The following is a 16,170-nucleotide window of genomic DNA, read 5'->3' as shown; positions in this document are numbered from 1 at the left end:
GTTGGTATACGAATCTTTCAGACGGTCGCGGTTCCAATCGGTCGAACCGTCCGTACCGAAGAAATACTGTCGGAGGTTGTTATCGACGCCAATTACCAAATCGAATTTTTCTGAGAAAAAGGCAACTGATTCACTACCGATGAGCCCGGCAGAACCTGTAACTAATGCAATATTCATATCGCTTCTTGACTAAATAAGGTTGGATACATTAAAAAAATACTATTCTCCACTCGAAATCGGGTGTAAAGTAAATCAAAAAAAGTATAATAGTCTATACCGCAGGATAAAACCGGAAATCGAACAAAAGGCGATGCAATGACTTCATGAAGCCTTTACATCGCCCGTATCGTCTTGTCTATTTCTTTTTGCTATGGCAGCGTCACTCGATTACTTCGCGAACAGTTTCTGACGAATCTTGTTCGTGCGCTCGGCCAATTCGGGCCGTGAAGCATATTTATACGTGGTTTGAACGGCGGCCGAATCCAGGCCGGGGCCGTATACGTATTTATCGCCATCCCGGAAATCCTTCTGACGAATGGTATTATATTTCTGGTAATCGCAGGAAGTCAGCGAACCAACCACCAGCAGGAATACTCCTATATTCAAAAGACCTTTCATACAAACGGTTTCAAAATTCAGTACAAAACTATAGACTACCAGCCAATTCGCCAATAATACTTCAAATTTTTATCATTCTGATCAGAATCCCTTTTTCAACCGCTCGATTTCGTCCCAGACAAACCGGATCAGTCGCCCGATGTGTGCTTCTGAAAAGTCGAACGGAACGTCGGCGGCCCGGTAAATGTCGCGGATGGGCGCGGTATAGCCCAATTTCAGTGCGTTCATGTAGCCCTGTAAGCCCTTTTGCGGGTCCTGCCGGAAATTCATCCAGACACCAATGGCTCCCAACTGCGCAATCCCGTATTCGATGTAATAGAACGGCACTTCGTACAGATGCAACTGCTTTTGCCAGCTATAGGCTTCGTATTTCTCCAGCCCGTCCCAACTCGTAATCGTATCCGAAAACTCCTCGAAAATGCGTACCCAAGCGGTTTTGCGCGCGTCGACGGTCGCAGCCGGGTCGGCTGCCGTTTCATATACCCAATGCTGAAATTTGTCGATGGTGGCCACCCACGGCAGTGTTTCGATGATGGACTCCAGGTGCTGGATTTTGGCCCGCTTCAGGTCTTCGGGATTCTCAAAAAATACGTCCCAGGAATCCATCGTCAGTAATTCCATCGACATCGACGCCAGTTCGGCCACTTCCATTGGCGGATTGCGGAACGGTTTCAGCGGCAGATCGCGGGTCAGAAACGAATGCACGGCGTGGCCGCCTTCGTGTACCATCGTCACCAGATCGCGGAGGCTCGAGGTTGCGTTCATAAAAATAAACGGTACGCCGATTTCTTCCAGCGGGTAGTTATAGCCGCCCGGTGCCTTGCCTTTCCGCGATTCCAGATCCAGATGCCCCATCGCCTTCATAATCCGCAGACAGTCACTGAAGTAAGAACCGCCCACAGCGGCATCGAGCCGGTTGAAACAGGTGATGGTTTTGTTCAGTAGCTCATTACCGGTTTCAAAAGGTTTCAAAGCCGGTAAACCGTCGGGATCGACTTTGGCATCCCACGGGCGCAGCACATCGAAAGCAGCATCGACCCTGGCCAGTTTCGCTTTCCGTTCCAGCGCGAGCTGATCCAGCAGCGGCACCACGGCTTTTGAAACCGACGCGTGGAAATCGAAGCAATCCTGCGGGGTGTAATCAAAACGGCCCATCGCGGCAAATATATAGTCGCGGAAATTGGCAAAACCGGCGTTAACGGCCACCTGATGGCGCAGATCGCGCAGACGGGTATACAGTTCGTCGAGCTGGTCTTTGTCCTGATACCGCCGTTCCTGAATTTTCAACCAGACGTCCTCGCGCAAGGCCCGGTCTGGCGATTGGAGCAACGTGCCGGCTTGCGGCAGCGTGATTTCCTCCGGAACCCCCTCGGTGTTGTTCACCGAAATGGTCATGGCTCCGACCAGGGCCCCGTATTTTCGCTGCTCGGTCTGGATTTCGGTTTGCAGCGGAATATTTTCGTCGCGGAAGATTTCAATGGCCTTTTTCATGCCGCGCAGGGCAATGTCAAACCCCTTTTCCCGCAATTCGGTCAGGTACGGACTTTCGACGGTGCGTTTATCCAGCGTGTTTTCGTAGGCGGATAACTGCGGCTGAATTTCGGTAATGAAAAAATTGAACTGGTTGATCAGGTCGGCATCGGACGTGTCGCAGGTCATCCGGATATACCGCCAGGCGAAATTTTCGGACAGGTAAGATTCCAGTTCACTGCGGTCGGCCAGCCACCGGCGCAGTTCGTCGGCGTTGTTGAGGGGGCGCTCCACCAGGTTGTCGTACAGCGGTTTCACCTCATCCCACGTTTTCAGAACAAATTCTTCGCCAATAAACGGCCGGGCCGGGCGCATTGGCAGGGTTAGTGTCGTTTCCATAGGCATAGAATTACTGACTGGTTTCGCAGAAAAAACGCAGGTTTCGCTGCCCTTTTTTACCTCCGCGAAATATTTTTATTCAATTTCAATCACGACATCGTGGGTCATTGGATGGGCCACGCAGGTCAGAATATACCCGGCTTTCAGTTCGGATTCCGCCAAACCGTCTTCTTCGTCCAGGTGCACTTTGCCCGACAAACAGCGCCCCATGCAGGCCGTACACATGCCCGCCTGGCACGAATAGGGCAGGTCAATGTCCAGTTCCAGCGCGGCTTCGAGGATTGTTTGGTGTGGTTCGACAATAAACTTGTATTCACTGCCTTCGTATAAAACGGTAACTTCTGGTTTCGATGACGACGGATTGACCGGTTCGGCCTCCACCACCTCGCCGTGGGTTTCGTGCGGAGCGGTGGCGAAGCTCTCCTTGTGAACCTGATCGGTCGGAACGCCCAGAAGTTTTAGGGCTCCGCGGGCTTCATCCATCAGGCCGTCAGGGCCACAGATGTAGTATTCAGCCCGGCGCGTGGCATCAGCGGGGAGCTCTTCGAGCAGTTTCAGAATCGCCGACTGGTTCAAACGGCCCTCCAGACCGGCCCAGTTGCTTTCCGGCTGACTAAGGATATGGGTAATTCGAAACCGTCCGCCCGATTGCTGCGCCAGTTCGTTCAGTTCTTTTTCGAAAATAATCGACTGGCGGTTCCGATTGCCGTAGAGCAACCAGAGTTGCGTCTGCGGTTCAACGTGCAAAATTGATTTGGCCATCGAAATCAGGGGCGTGATGCCGCTTCCGGCTCCGATCAGAACGATCTGACGGCGGTTTTTAGGGTCTAATTTCGGAACAAAGGTTCCCAGTGGTTCGAGCGTTTCGAGAACATCGCCGGGTTTGGTGTTATCGCACAGGTAGTTGGAAACCGCACCACCGGGCAGGCGCTTGATGGTAACGGCCAGCGACACGTCGGTGTGCGGTGAACTGGACATTGAGTAGGAGCGACGCACTTTTTGACCTTCAAAAGGCAATATAAACGTCAGGTATTGACCGGGTTGATACCGGACCTCTTCATTGATGGGGTGCCAGAAATGGATGGTAACAGCGTCCGGTGTTTGCCGAACAACCTCTTTTACTTTCAAAAAATAACGATTTGCCATAATTCAAATATCGCCGGAGCGATTCCTCTTCATTCATTTAGTGGCGGTGAGTAAGCAGCACTGGAAACCATTCCGGAGACTGTCGGCCGACGAAGCCGCAATATACTATTGAATTGCCAATCCGCTTGGGTAACAAATTGTAGTTGATTCAGGTTTGCCGTTCTTTACGCCAAATTTCAATTCGCATCGCTTTTATAATTATTTAGGCAGATATTCGCAGCCGAAGTTCCGTTCGATCCATGAAAAAAATACTATTCTTTACGCCCTACGGGTCTTTTACCGGCTCAGAAGTTGTGTTGTGGACGTATCTGCAAAATTACGACCGGCAGCAGATCCAATCGGCTTTGTATAGTGAACAGCGCGGACCCCTTACGGCGCAATTACCGGCTGATATTCCGTTGTTTACTTCCCCATTCAACCGCGGTTTTGCCCGGAAAGTGTATTCGAAAGTGACCCACGCGATGGGGGTGAAAGTGTACGAAAACAACATCCGGCGTCTTCAGGAGCAGTACAAAGCCGACTACTGGTATCTGAATACGGTGCTGATGTTTCCGCTTTCGAAACTGGCCGAGCAGTTGGGCGTGAAGGTGATTTCGCAGATTCACGAACTGCATTCGTCCTTCGAATCCATTTCCTACGACGAAATGGCTCATGCCATGACGTATTCGGATCTGGTCATTGGCGTTACGCAGCAGATTTGCGAACTGGCGACGGTGATGGGCGCCAAACGGACGGCTTTGCTTTATCCGATTGTCGATTTGAGCAAAAAGAACATTTCCACCGAGCGGGTGGAGGCTCTGCGGAAAAAGCTGAACATCCAGCCGGGGGCTTTCGTCTGGACGATGGTCGGAACGCGCATTTACCGGAAAGGCGTCGATATTTTCCCCTTCATTGCCCAGGCCCTCGCCGACCAGCCCTGCCATTTCATCTGGATGGGCAATTCGAAGCCGACCGGTCTGAATTACCTGGTCGATAGCCAGATCAAAGCCCTGAACCTGCCCAATATGAGCTTCGTCGACGTCCAAACCGACGACTATTATAATTACCTGCAACTTGCCGACGGGCTGGTGATGACTTCCCGCGAAGAACCGTTTGGTAAGATAATGACCGAAGCCGCGTCGCTCGGAAAACCGCTGGTGGCGCCCAACGCCGGAGGGGCCAAAGAGTTTATTGTGCCGGGTATGGGCGAGCTGATCGACTACCCGACGCCCGACCAATTCCGGAAAGCCATGCTGACGGTGATGACCAGTCCGGATTCGTATGAGCCGAACCTTCTGATTGAAAAAAGTCACCAGTTTGATGCTTCCATTCAGGTAAAAAAGTGGGAACAGGCCATTTTGGCCCTCTGAAAGACCGGTTTTACTTCAGCAAATGTTACCGCTTACTAACATTCCGTTAACTTGAAGTAACCGTTTTTGCTACCGCATAATAAATTCGGACGCAGTCTGCACAATTTTTGCGGGCCTTATTCGCTACACCTTTTGAAGAATTTGTCAGATTACGACATATTCAATATCCGCATGCTCTTGTGTATCAAGTATCCAACTTTCATCCATTCATTTATTCATGCTGTGACGTATGCAGCGACAAGGATGGTTCCGCCGTCATTCCGGGCGTTCAAATACATTGGAATGATTTTTGTCTTTCGTAATAATCAAAACCGAGTTACAGCCAGCTAAACGATAGCTGGACTGGTAATCAAATCAACTCATTCGGTCAATGCGTACAGGGATTTTCTCTTGTTGAAATCGACAGACCGAACTTAGCCATTGATGAGTACGAATCATATCAATACGTGGATTTTCCCCGTATCTAAGATTTTTTGTATCCTTATCAAGCTGAAAAATTAAGTGAAACATAGCCCATCGCACTGATGATCAGGAATTTGACTTTAACCTTTACTTGTTTTTTGTTGTTTTTCGGATTGGTGTATACGAACGCAATGGCGAATGGCGGAACTGAGCCATCGGCCCGCTCGAATTCGGCACCCAAAATCCCGGAACGCCAGCGTTATCTGGCCATTGTGGTTTTCAACTACGAAACCGACCCGTCGAAAGACGATGAAATAATTGAAAATGCGGGCCGGATGGGCTGTAATGCCGCCGAAATTTCCGTACACTGGGACAAGGTGTATACCAGCCGCAACAGCGCTCCCAACTGGCGGGTTGTCGATTCTCACGTCAATACAGCACTTCGGATGGGCATGAAGGTCGCCATCCGGATTCACCTGGCCCGCGAACCACAGTCGCTCGGCGGATTCTATTCCAATTCTGAAGCCATGGTGGCCGCCGATAACACGGTTATGAATTTTGGGGGGGCTGTTCAGTTTAGTTTTGCCCACCAGCCCACGCTTGAATTAGCCAAGGATTTTGTCCGGCAGGTGGCGCAACATTACCAGTATTTGCAGGATCAGGATCAACTGCTGTTTATGTCGGCCACCGCTTCCCCAATTCAGGAAGCGGAATATTCGCCCCGGAACCAACGCGGAGACTCGACCTACCCCATTCCCTTCGACTACAGTGAGCCCATGAAACAGGGGTTCCGGCAGTGGTTGCAGGGGCGGTTTTCACTCGATGCGTTGAACCGGCGCTGGGGAAGTGACTTCAGTCGCTGGGATGCCGTTACACCAACGCCCTACAACCAGAGTGACCCCTACATCTCGTTTGGCCGTGGCCGCTGGGGGGAAGACTGGTACGTTTTCCGCCACCTGATGCTGAAGCGGTTTCTGGATGAGACGACGCGAACCATCAAAGAAGTAAACGGATCGATTCAGGTAGTTAATCAGCACGGCTGCGTCTGGGATCGCCAGAGCGGGTTGCGGTCGACGTTCGCTTTCAAAAACCTGGGTCAGAACTCGGATGGCCTTAAAATCAACGATGGTCCCGACTACAACCACCGCTTTTCGATCGATGTTGCCCGGAGCAATGTTCGGCCGGGCGCCTGGATTTGTAATGAAGTGGATGGGATGTACCAGGCCAGTGTGCCGGTTTCGCGTTTTTATGATCAGGTGGCCGAAAGTTTTGAACACGGTGCCCGGATGGTCACGCTTGCTAACTTTGCAGGCTGGGACGCCCGCCCGGCGCTGAACCAGGTGATTCAGCAGGTCGTTAGCCGGGGACTGCTCACGCAGCCGGTTACGCAGGTACAACCCGCCAGCAGCACCAGCTATAAACTGTCATCGATGGTGAGAGACGACGTCTCCGACCCCGAGGGCCGCGCCGGTGACCAGTGGTCGAGGCAATATTTCCAGAACGGACGCCGGGCCGTTAACATCACCATCAATGAAGACTGGCTGGAAGACAATGCCAACCAGGATCCGCGCGTTCGGCAGACCATTCCGAACCAGACGGCCTACGTGGAAAAACCGTTTGAATTCAGCATTCCGCCTTCCACCTTCGAAGATCCGGATGGTTCGATCACCAAAGTGGAGGTTACCTCCGGTTTGCCCGCCCTGGGGCTGTCGGCCAACGGCGTCACGATTTCGGGAACGCCCAACGGCACGGGCACGATCACGGTGACGGTTCGGGCCATTGACAATAAGAATTCGCCGGTAACGACGCAGTTTCAGATTACCGTGCAGGGGCCGAATGCCAACCAGGCACCGGTGGTTTCGCAACCGATTCAGGATCGTACGGCACTTGTTGGGCTGGACTACTCGTTCCGGATCCCGGACGAAACATTCAAGGACCCGGATGGCCGGATTGTCAGTGTCAATGTCTCGGATCTGCCGGGGGGACTTTCCTACAACGCTGAAACGCTGACGATCAGCGGAAAACCGACCAACGAAGGCGTTTCGACCATTACCCTCAAAGCTACCGACGACAAAGGAACCAGCGTTTCGACGAGTTTCAAACTGACCATTACCAAACAGGACGACGTCAATAAAGCTCCGGTGGTCAGCAGAACCATTCCGGCCCAGACGGCCACCGTCGGCCAGAGTTTTAGCTACACCATTCCGAACGAAACCTTCACCGATCCGGATGGCCAGATTACGAGCCTGGAAGTGTCGGGACTGACCAATGGCTTTACGTACGAAGCCGATAGCCGTACCATCAAGGGGACACCGGTTACGGCCGGTACGGTTACGGTGAAAGTAAAAGCCAACGACAACAAGGGGGCCAGTGTTACGACCGAATTCCGGTTGACCATCAACAACGGCAGCTCCACGTCTCAACTGGTGATTCTGGAGCCCACCATGGACTGCACGACCGGTGAAATCAAATTCCGTACGAGCGGGGGCGATGGCACAGCGGTTGAATTCCGGGCTGCCGGCATCACGGAATGGACGGGCAACAGCACCTTCACCGTAGCGCCCTGGCTCCGGAATGGCTCTACCCTCGATATCCAGGCCCGTCAGAGTGGCAAAGAAGTGAAGTTTACGTACACAACGCCCTGTAAAGGCTATGAGCCGCCAACGGTTGCCAAACCGATGAGCGACCAGTCGTATCCGATCGGCCAGTTTCTGATTCTGAAAATTCCGGCGGAAACCTTTCAGACCTCAACAACCGTCGTGATGGCGGCCAGTGCTTTACCCGAAGGACTGGCGTTTGATAGAAACACCCGGGCCATTTCGGGCACCCCAACGAAAGCGGGTGCAACCACCGTGACCATTACGGTTACCGACGAACGGGGTGCGAAGGCCGAAGATGCTTTTGTGATTACCATTCGGGAGAATGCCTCCCAGCCCCTGGTGATGATCGCGCCCACCCTGAACTGCCAGACGGGACGAATCACACTCCGCACCGAAGGCGGAAACGGGAGCGCTCTGACCTACTCGATCCCGGGTTTTGCCGACTGGAACACCAGTCCGACGTTCACACTCGCGGCTAATCAATTGAGCGGAACGGAACTCCGGTTGCTGGCTCGCCAGGGCGACCGTGAAGTGAGTTATACCTACACGACGGCCTGTTCGCCCCCGGGTTCGTCGACGCTGGCCGACCAGACCATTTACGTGGGGGAAGCGTATTCGTACGCCCTGCCTGATCCCGGTGCCGGTGTTAGCTATGTGGTCACCGGACTGCCGGATGGATTGACGTACAATGCGGCAAACCGGATCATCTCCGGGTCGCCGGCAAAAACCGGTGCTACCCGGCTGACCATCAAGGCTACGAATGACAAAGGGACCGAACTTGGGTCACTGTCTTTTAATCTGCTGGTCATTGCCCGACCGACCAATCCGACGAATGGCAGTTTTGAGGGCTACCTGGATGTGGTGAACTGTGTGAACATCGCGGGCTGGGTGTGGGATGCCAATCTGCCGAATACGCCCCTGACGATTGAGTTTCTGGTAGGCAGTACGCTGGAGTCTGCCAAACTGGTCGGAACCACGGTTGCCAGTCTGTTCCGTCAGGATTTGAAAGACAGTGGCAAAGGCAACGGGAGTCACGGCTATCGCTGGGATGTTCCGGAAGAATTAAAGAACAACCAAACCTACTCGATCTGGGCCCGGGTTCAGGGAACGACCTATCTGCTGAAAGGTTCACCCAAGACGCTGACCTGCACCGGTACGTCAACGCCGAACAACCCAACGGACCCAACGACGAATCAACCGCCGGTAGCACCGAGTTTGTCGACCTTAACCGCTGCGGCTAACGTGGCTTACCTGACAATTTTACCGGCCTTTGTCGACGCAGGACCGCTGACGTATGAATTGACGGGAATACCAGCGGGTTTACAATTTGATCGCCAGACCCGGGGATTTGGTGGAACACCGACGACACCCGGAATTTACACGCTGACGTATACGGCAACGGATAGCCAGGGTGCTAAAACCAGCACCGAGATTACGCTGACGGTTACCGGTTCGGGTGGAAACACGCCCACAACGCCAACGACCCCAATCACCCCAACGAACCCGGTGAGTGGTAATTTCGAAGGATTTCTGGATGTGGTGAACTGTGCTAACATCGCGGGCTGGGTGTGGGATGCTAATCAGCCCAATACGCCCCTGACGATCGAATTCCTGGTGGGCAGTACGCTGGAATCGGCCAAACTGGTCGGAACCACCGTTGCGAACCTGTTCCGTCAGGATTTGAAAGACAAAGGAAAAGGCAATGGCAGTCATGGGTATCGCTGGGATACGGCAGAAGAATTAAAGAACAACCAGACCTACTCGGTTTGGGGCCGGATCCAGGGAACGACCTATTTACTGAAAGGATCACCCAAGACCCTGACCTGCGCCGGTAATCCCACCACGCCCACCACCCCGGCTACCAATCAGCCCCTGGTGGCGCCGACTCTGTCGAGTTTAACCGCTACCGTCAATACCGCCTACGCAACGCAATTGCCGGTTTTCACCGATCCCGAGGGAAGTACGCTGACGTATGAATTGACGGGAATACCAGCGGGTTTACAATTTGATCGCCAGACCCGGGGCGTAAGTGGCACCCCAACGACCGCAGGCAGCTACAAACTGACCTACAGTGCTACCGATAATCAGAACGCCAAAACCAGTATTGAGATTACGCTGACGGTAAATCCATCAGCCACCACGCCGACCACGCCCACCAGCCCGGTGAGCGGAAACTTTGAGGGTTATCTGGATCTGGTGGGTTGTCAGAACATTTCCGGCTGGGTTTGGGACGCCAACCGACCCAATACGCCCCTGGTCCTTGAATTTCTGGTGGGCAGCACACTGGAATCCGCCAAACTGGTGGGCACTACCGAAGCCAGCGTGTTCCGTCAGGATTTGAAGGACAGTGGCAAAGGAAACGGTAGCCACGGCTATCGCTGGGATACGGCGGAGGAACTAAAGAACAACCAGACCTACTCGGTTTGGGCGCGGGTTCAGGGAACAACCTATTTACTGAAAGGCTCGCCCAAGACGCTGACCTGCACCGGCAACACCACGCCGACCACGCCGGTTACCAATCAACCTCCGGTGGCACCAGCCCCGTTGAGTTTGACGGCCACGGTTGCAGTTGTTTACTTAACGCAATTGCCGGTTTTCACCGATCCCGAGGGAAGCACGCTGACCTATGCGCTGAGCGGCCAGCCGGCCGGATTGTCGTTCGATGTGAACAGCCGGGGCCTGAGCGGCACCCCGACGATCGCCGGTAGCTACAAACTGACCTACAGTGCTACCGATGCGCAGAACGCCAAAACCAGCACCGAGATCACGCTGACGGTGAATCCGGCCGCCACCACGCCCACCACCCCGACCAGCCCGGCTCTGGTTGTGCTGGCACCGGAGTACGATTGCCAGACGGGTCGAATTACCTTCCGCACCAGCGGGGGTGACAACACGCTGATCGAATACCGGGCCGTTGGTGTGACCGACTGGACGACGACCGCAACCCATACGCTTTACCTCACCATGCGGAAGGGAAGCACGTTCGATATTGAAGCCCGGCAAAGCCAGAAGGTGGTGAAATACACCTACACAACGGCCTGTGCTGACGGCAAAAGCCCCCTCAGCGATCAGATCATCACCAAGGGGCTGTTCCACACCTTTACGCTGCCGGAAGCCGGTGCCGGGGTTCAGCTTGAGGTGACCGGTTTGCCGGATGGCATTGCCTACAATGCGGCTAACCGGACCTCGAGCGGAAAACCGCAAACGGCCGGGGAGTACATTGTAACGGTAAAAAGCACGGGCCCCGACCAGAAAAGCAGCAGCATTACGTTCAAGCTCACGGTTCGGGAGCCTCAGTTAACGGTTCAGTTGATGAAGGCCGGCAACGCAGCGTCCCGCCAGGTCATTCAGGAGTTGTTGAACAACAGCTCGATCGGGATTGCCAATTTGCCGGATCGGGTCAATTTCTTCTGTACCTCGAACGTGCCGGTGGGCAGTATTTCCTTCGAATTGACGGGTACTTCGCAGAACAACTATGTTGATAACCAGTCTCCGTTTGGCCTCTTCGGCGACGACGACGGTTTTAAACCGCAGACCGGCGCGTATGTGCTTCGGCTGGCAGCTTTCACGGGAGCCAACGGCAGTGGGGAAACGATTATCACCAAAAATATCGCCTTCTCATTCGTGCCGGGCGGTGGTCGGATCGCCGTTCAGAGCATCACGGACAATGCCGAAACCGAAGGTGACGCGTGGCTGGTGTATCCCAACCCGGTTCGGGAAGAAATCAACCTGACCCTGCCGTCTTCTACGCCAACCCCTTACCGGTTTTCGCTCTCGTCAACAACCGGAAATCAGTGGGAGTTGCAGGACAACACGATCAATACCGTCCAGCGCAAGGCCGTTCTCAACGTCAAAACCCTGCAACTGCCGACCGGTTTGTACTTCCTGCGGGTCGACAATGGCAACGGGGTCTTGAAAGTGATCAAGGTGTTGAAGCAGTAGGTTCAGAGGCAAGACGATCGATCTGAGAGAAGAGATTACAAACCAAAAAAGCGACGGACAGTCCGTCGCTTTTTTGGTTTTGCCAGCAAAGGGTTAAGCTATTTACCGGACAACAGTGACTCGGCATCCTGGTGGTAGAGCGTCAACCCGGCGATGGGTGTTTCCAGAATGTGGCGAACCGTTAGTCCTTTGTCATTGGCCACCTGCCGCAGAATATCGCTGTAATAGAAGGCCACCGAGCCGACGAAATGGATCGGCAGGTTTTTGGCATCGGCAAACTTGCGGATGTAGGTATCAAAAAACAGGCTGAAGGCGTCGTAAACCATCTGATACGCGACCGGATGACTCCGGTTGTCGAACAGAAATTTGGAGAAGGACGCAAAATACCGGTTCGGAAAAGGCTGTTTATAGGCATGATCCAGCACCGTTAACCGATCGACTTTGGGGTAACGTTTCCGGAATTTTTCCGCTAATTCCGGCGGGAGCTGGTCGTGGAGATACCGAACCACCAGCGTCTTGCCCAGATAACCGCCACTGCCTTCGTCGCCCAGCCAGAACGCCAGCGAACCGCTCAGTTGCACAATGTCGCGTCCGTCGTAGAGGCAGGCATTGGAGCCCGTTCCGAGAATGCAGGCAATCCCGGCGTTGTGGTGGCACAGGGCACGGGCTGCTCCCAGCAAATCGCTGCTGACCTGCACGTTCTGCGCATCCGGAAAAACCGCCCGAATGGCCTTCTCGACCACCCCGCACGATTCTTCGCTGTTGCAGCCGGTTCCGTAATAAAAAACGTCCGTCACCGTTTCTTGAATGGTTGGTAACAAACTGGTTTGTAGCTCGGCAGCGATGGCGGCACTGTCCTGGTAATAGGGATTAAAGCCAATGGTGCGGGCCTGGTCTACCCGGCCGGTGGTGTCGATGGTTCGCCAATCGGTTTTGGTGGAACCGCTGTCTGCGATGAGTATCATGTTCGGACTGTGAGTTGCTGGTTAACTGATTAATTTTCCGACCGGTTTGAAACGCCCAAACACCCATTCACCGTGGGGCGCATCGGGCAGTTCGTCGGTGAGATCCTGACCGGCCCAGTGTTCGTAATGTTTTCCGTTTCGCCAGAGCCGGCTTGGTGATACGTCGTAAATAATACCCTGGTACGCGCACCAGATTTCGTCGCGGTCGGAGCCGTTTCGGAGCGCGAGTTGCGAGCGGGTGTATTCTTTCAGCGTATCCTCTTTGCCAACATTCATGGACTTATCAACAGTTCAGTCGGCAAAAATGCAACTTTACGGAGAAGTTTGTACAGGGATTTCGTAAAAACACTTAACTTTAACCGCTTACTAATGAACACAGTCGCGTCTTTAAATTTTTACGTTTTATGAAAAAAACTACACCAATCGCCTTTGTTGCCGTGTTGACCTTGTTTGCGGTTTTAACCGGCTGCAACAAAGACAAGACGACCCCGCTTTCAGACCGCATCAAGAAAAACTGGACGGCGCAAAAAGTAGAGGAAAACAACGTGGTGGTTTATACCAAAGGTGGAACCAGTAACGTCAAGCCGGGTTATTCACAATATTCACTGGATTTGAGCAATCCGCCCACCGTGGTGATCAAGCAGGTCGATGGGTTTACATCGACCGGGCAATACGAATTGCAGGGCGATACCAAGCTCATTCTGAAGAGCCTGAGCCCGGCACCGACCGATGGCCCAACCATTGAATTCAACATCGGCACGGCCACTGAAACCTCCCTGGAACTGACCCGGACGACGGCAGACCGCAAAACCGGTGGCACGACCAACAAGTATACCCTGGCCAATCCATAGATCTGTCCGGTTCCCGGTTGGGATCAACCGGGAATTGCTCCGTATATTTCGCCGTTTTCGAACCGAAAGCGGCTTTTTTGCTTTAGTATCTGTATGAATACACGAACCGAACTGGATTCTTTGGGCGAAATTGCCCTCATCGATCGCATCAACCGGGCATTTGGCCAAACCGCCCAGCCCGAAACCGTACGCGGAATTGGCGACGATGCGGCCGTGATCGATACCGGCGGGCCGGATTACTGGCTCCTTTCCACCGACATGCTGCTGGAGGGCGTTCATTTCGATCTGGCTTATACACCCCTGAAACACCTCGGATTTAAGGCCGTTGCGGTCAACGTCTCCGATATTGCGGCCATGAACGGAATCCCTTTGCAAATCACGGTGAGCGTGGCCCTCAGCAACCGGTTTTCGGTCGAAGCCGTGGAGGAGTTATACGAAGGGATCAAAGCCGCCTGCGAAGCTTATCAGGTCGATTTGATTGGGGGCGATACCACCTCCTCACGCTCGGGGCTGGTTATTTCGGTAACGGTTACCGGCCGGGTAGAACGGGATAAAATCACGTACCGCAACACCGCCCAGCCCAACGACGTCATCTGCGTGACGGGCGATTTGGGAGCGGCTTTCTGCGGATTGCAATTATTGGAACGGGAAAAGCAGGTTTTTCTGGCCGATCCCACCATGCAGCCCGAAATCAGCGAAGACAAATCGTATGTGCTGGAACGCCAGCTTCGGCCTTCTGCGCGCACCGACATTGTGTATGAACTCCGGGATCTGGGGGTGGTGCCAACGGCGATGATCGATGTGTCGGACGGCCTGGCTTCGGAACTGATTCACATCTGTACGCAATCCAAAACCGGGGCGGTTATTTTCGACGAAAATCTGCCGATCGACGATGTGACGTATCTGGCCGCTACTGAGTTGAATATCAGCCCTATCACGGCGGCTCTAAACGGCGGAGAAGACTACGAACTGCTGTTTACGATCCGTCCGCAGGAGTTCGAGAAACTAAAAAACCACGCCCGCATCACGCCCATCGGTTACCTCACCGACAAACCGGAGTCGATTTTGCTGGCCACCAAAGCCGGGCAATATACGCAGATCAAGGCGCAGGGGTGGAAACACTTTTAAAAAGCAAAATATCGAACACTGAATAGTAAATAACGAATATTGAAAGCCAGATCACTTACTTCAACATTCGTTATTTACTATTCAGTATTCGATATTTTGCTTTTTCAGTATTCGATATTTATTCTCTTTCAACTACACAAAGTGTATTCCGTGATTCTTGGCATCGGCCACGAACTCTTTCACTTTTTGTTCTTCATCTTTGGGGCAGATCATCAGAACACCGTCGAATTCAGCGACGATGTAGCCTTCCAGGCCGCTGATAACGACCAGCTTGCCCTTCGGTGTTTTGATGATGCTGTTGTTGGTATTGTAGAGCATGTGGGTGCCATCCGTGACGTTTTCATTCTCGTCTTTTTCGGATACTTCATACAGCGACTTCCACGTTCCCAAATCCGACCAGCCAAAATCACTCAGCACGACATAAACGTTGCCGGCTTTTTCCATAATACCGTTGTCGATGGAGATGTTTTTGCATAGAGAGTACGCTTTGTTGATAAACGAATGCTCCTTTTCGGTGAAATACCACTCGTCGCCCTCGGCAAAAATCTCCGCCGTTTCGGGCATGTAACTCTCAAATGCCTTGCGAACGGCCTGTACGTTCCAGACAAAAATACCGGCATTCCAGACAAATTCGCCACTTTCCACAAACTGTTTGGCCAGCTCCAGATGCGGTTTTTCGGTGAACGTCTTCACCTTTTTACTGCCTTGATTGTCCGAGTCCGGGATATACTGGATGTAGCCATAACCGGTGTCGGGGCGGCTGGGCTGGATGCCGAGCGTAACCAGAATATCCTGGGTGGCCGTGGCTGCCAGCGCAATCCGGATCGTGTCGCGGAACTCCTCTTCTTTCAGAATAATATGGTCGGCCGGCGCAACGACCATGTTGGCTTCGGGGTCCTGCTGGGCAATTTTATAGGCTGCGTAGGCAATACAGGGAGCGGTATTCCGGCGGACGGGTTCACACAGGATCTGATCGTCGCTGAGATACGGGAGTTGTTCTTTCACCAGTTGCTGGTATTCGGCGCTGGTCACAATATAAATATGCTCTTTCGGGCAGATTCCTTCGAAGCGGTCGGCGGTTTGCTGGAGGAGCGACTTTCCGGTTCCAAGAACGTCGTGAAATTGCTTGGGGTTGTTGGTACGACTAAACGGCCAGAAGCGGGTTCCGACTCCGCCAGCCATGATAACGACATAGGTATGGTTCATAGTGAAGAATTCTGTGTATGGGATTAACCCCCTAAATTGAAGAAGGGGTTCCTAAACTACAAGGAATGCGTTAAAAAGTTAGTTAAGACGGGAC

At 53.2% G+C, this 16,170-nt stretch carries 10 protein-coding genes and 1 pseudogene; 4 read left to right on the top strand and 7 right to left on the bottom strand.

Annotated features, from left to right (window positions below; all coding sequences use genetic code 11):
• The 4 genes and pseudogenes from FH871_RS33865 to FH871_RS30220 all read right to left on the bottom strand — a co-directional run.
• Positions 1 to 177: pseudogene (locus tag FH871_RS33865) on the bottom strand (NAD-dependent epimerase); the annotation flags it as partial.
• Between the two features lie 210 nt (positions 178 to 387).
• Positions 388 to 618 carry a hypothetical protein gene (locus tag FH871_RS30230; RefSeq protein WP_138995080.1) on the bottom strand — a complete coding sequence of 77 codons (231 nt, stop codon included), beginning with the start codon at positions 616 to 618 and terminating at the stop codon, positions 388 to 390.
• An 81-nt stretch (positions 619 to 699) separates the two neighbouring features.
• A complete protein-coding gene (locus tag FH871_RS30225) occupies positions 700 to 2,493 on the bottom strand; it encodes a M3 family oligoendopeptidase (RefSeq protein ID WP_138995079.1) in 1,794 nt (597 codons plus the stop codon).
• Positions 2,494 to 2,562: 69 nt separating this feature from the next.
• Positions 2,563 to 3,633 (bottom strand): ferredoxin--NADP reductase, encoded by a 1,071-nt coding sequence (locus tag FH871_RS30220; RefSeq protein ID WP_138995078.1) that lies wholly within the window; start codon positions 3,631 to 3,633, stop codon positions 2,563 to 2,565.
• A gap of 239 nt (positions 3,634 to 3,872) precedes the next feature.
• Between FH871_RS30220 and FH871_RS30215 the strand changes: the two genes are divergently transcribed.
• Both FH871_RS30215 and FH871_RS30210 read left to right on the top strand, forming a co-directional pair.
• Positions 3,873 to 4,982: a glycosyltransferase family 4 protein gene (locus FH871_RS30215; RefSeq protein WP_138995077.1), complete on the top strand. Its 1,110-nt coding sequence runs from the start codon at positions 3,873 to 3,875 to the stop codon at positions 4,980 to 4,982.
• Between the two features lie 560 nt (positions 4,983 to 5,542).
• Positions 5,543 to 11,926 carry a putative Ig domain-containing protein gene (locus tag FH871_RS30210; RefSeq protein ID WP_171063004.1) on the top strand — a complete coding sequence of 2,128 codons (6,384 nt, stop codon included), beginning with the start codon at positions 5,543 to 5,545 and terminating at the stop codon, positions 11,924 to 11,926.
• A gap of 98 nt (positions 11,927 to 12,024) precedes the next feature.
• Here the strand turns inward: FH871_RS30210 and FH871_RS30205 are convergent, their stop codons facing one another.
• Positions 12,025 to 12,891 (bottom strand): N-acetylglucosamine kinase, encoded by an 867-nt coding sequence (locus tag FH871_RS30205; RefSeq protein WP_138995075.1) that lies wholly within the window; start codon positions 12,889 to 12,891, stop codon positions 12,025 to 12,027.
• Between the two features lie 21 nt (positions 12,892 to 12,912).
• Positions 12,913 to 13,167 (bottom strand): cytochrome b5 domain-containing protein, encoded by a 255-nt coding sequence (locus tag FH871_RS30200; RefSeq protein ID WP_138995074.1) that lies wholly within the window; start codon positions 13,165 to 13,167, stop codon positions 12,913 to 12,915.
• Positions 13,168 to 13,295: 128 nt separating this feature from the next.
• Here FH871_RS30200 and FH871_RS30195 point away from each other — a divergent pair, with 128 nt between their 5' ends.
• Positions 13,296 to 13,742 carry a hypothetical protein gene (locus tag FH871_RS30195; protein ID WP_138995073.1) on the top strand — a complete coding sequence of 149 codons (447 nt, stop codon included), beginning with the start codon at positions 13,296 to 13,298 and terminating at the stop codon, positions 13,740 to 13,742.
• Positions 13,743 to 13,835: 93 nt separating this feature from the next.
• Complete coding sequence (gene thiL, locus FH871_RS30190; RefSeq protein WP_138995072.1) at positions 13,836 to 14,870, top strand: thiamine-phosphate kinase; 1,035 nt, start codon at positions 13,836 to 13,838, stop codon at positions 14,868 to 14,870.
• 132 nt (positions 14,871 to 15,002) lie between these two features.
• Here the strand turns inward: thiL and FH871_RS30185 are convergent, their stop codons facing one another.
• Positions 15,003 to 16,076: a mannose-1-phosphate guanylyltransferase gene (locus FH871_RS30185; RefSeq protein ID WP_138995071.1), complete on the bottom strand. Its 1,074-nt coding sequence runs from the start codon at positions 16,074 to 16,076 to the stop codon at positions 15,003 to 15,005.
• Positions 16,077 to 16,170 lie beyond the last annotated feature (94 nt).

Origin of the sequence: Larkinella sp. C7 (genome assembly GCF_006149005.1) — a bacterium.
GTDB lineage: Bacteria > Bacteroidota > Bacteroidia > Cytophagales > Spirosomataceae > Larkinella.
The sequence above is the reverse complement of the archived record's forward strand: the minus strand, read 5'-3'. Positions and strand labels throughout refer to the sequence as shown.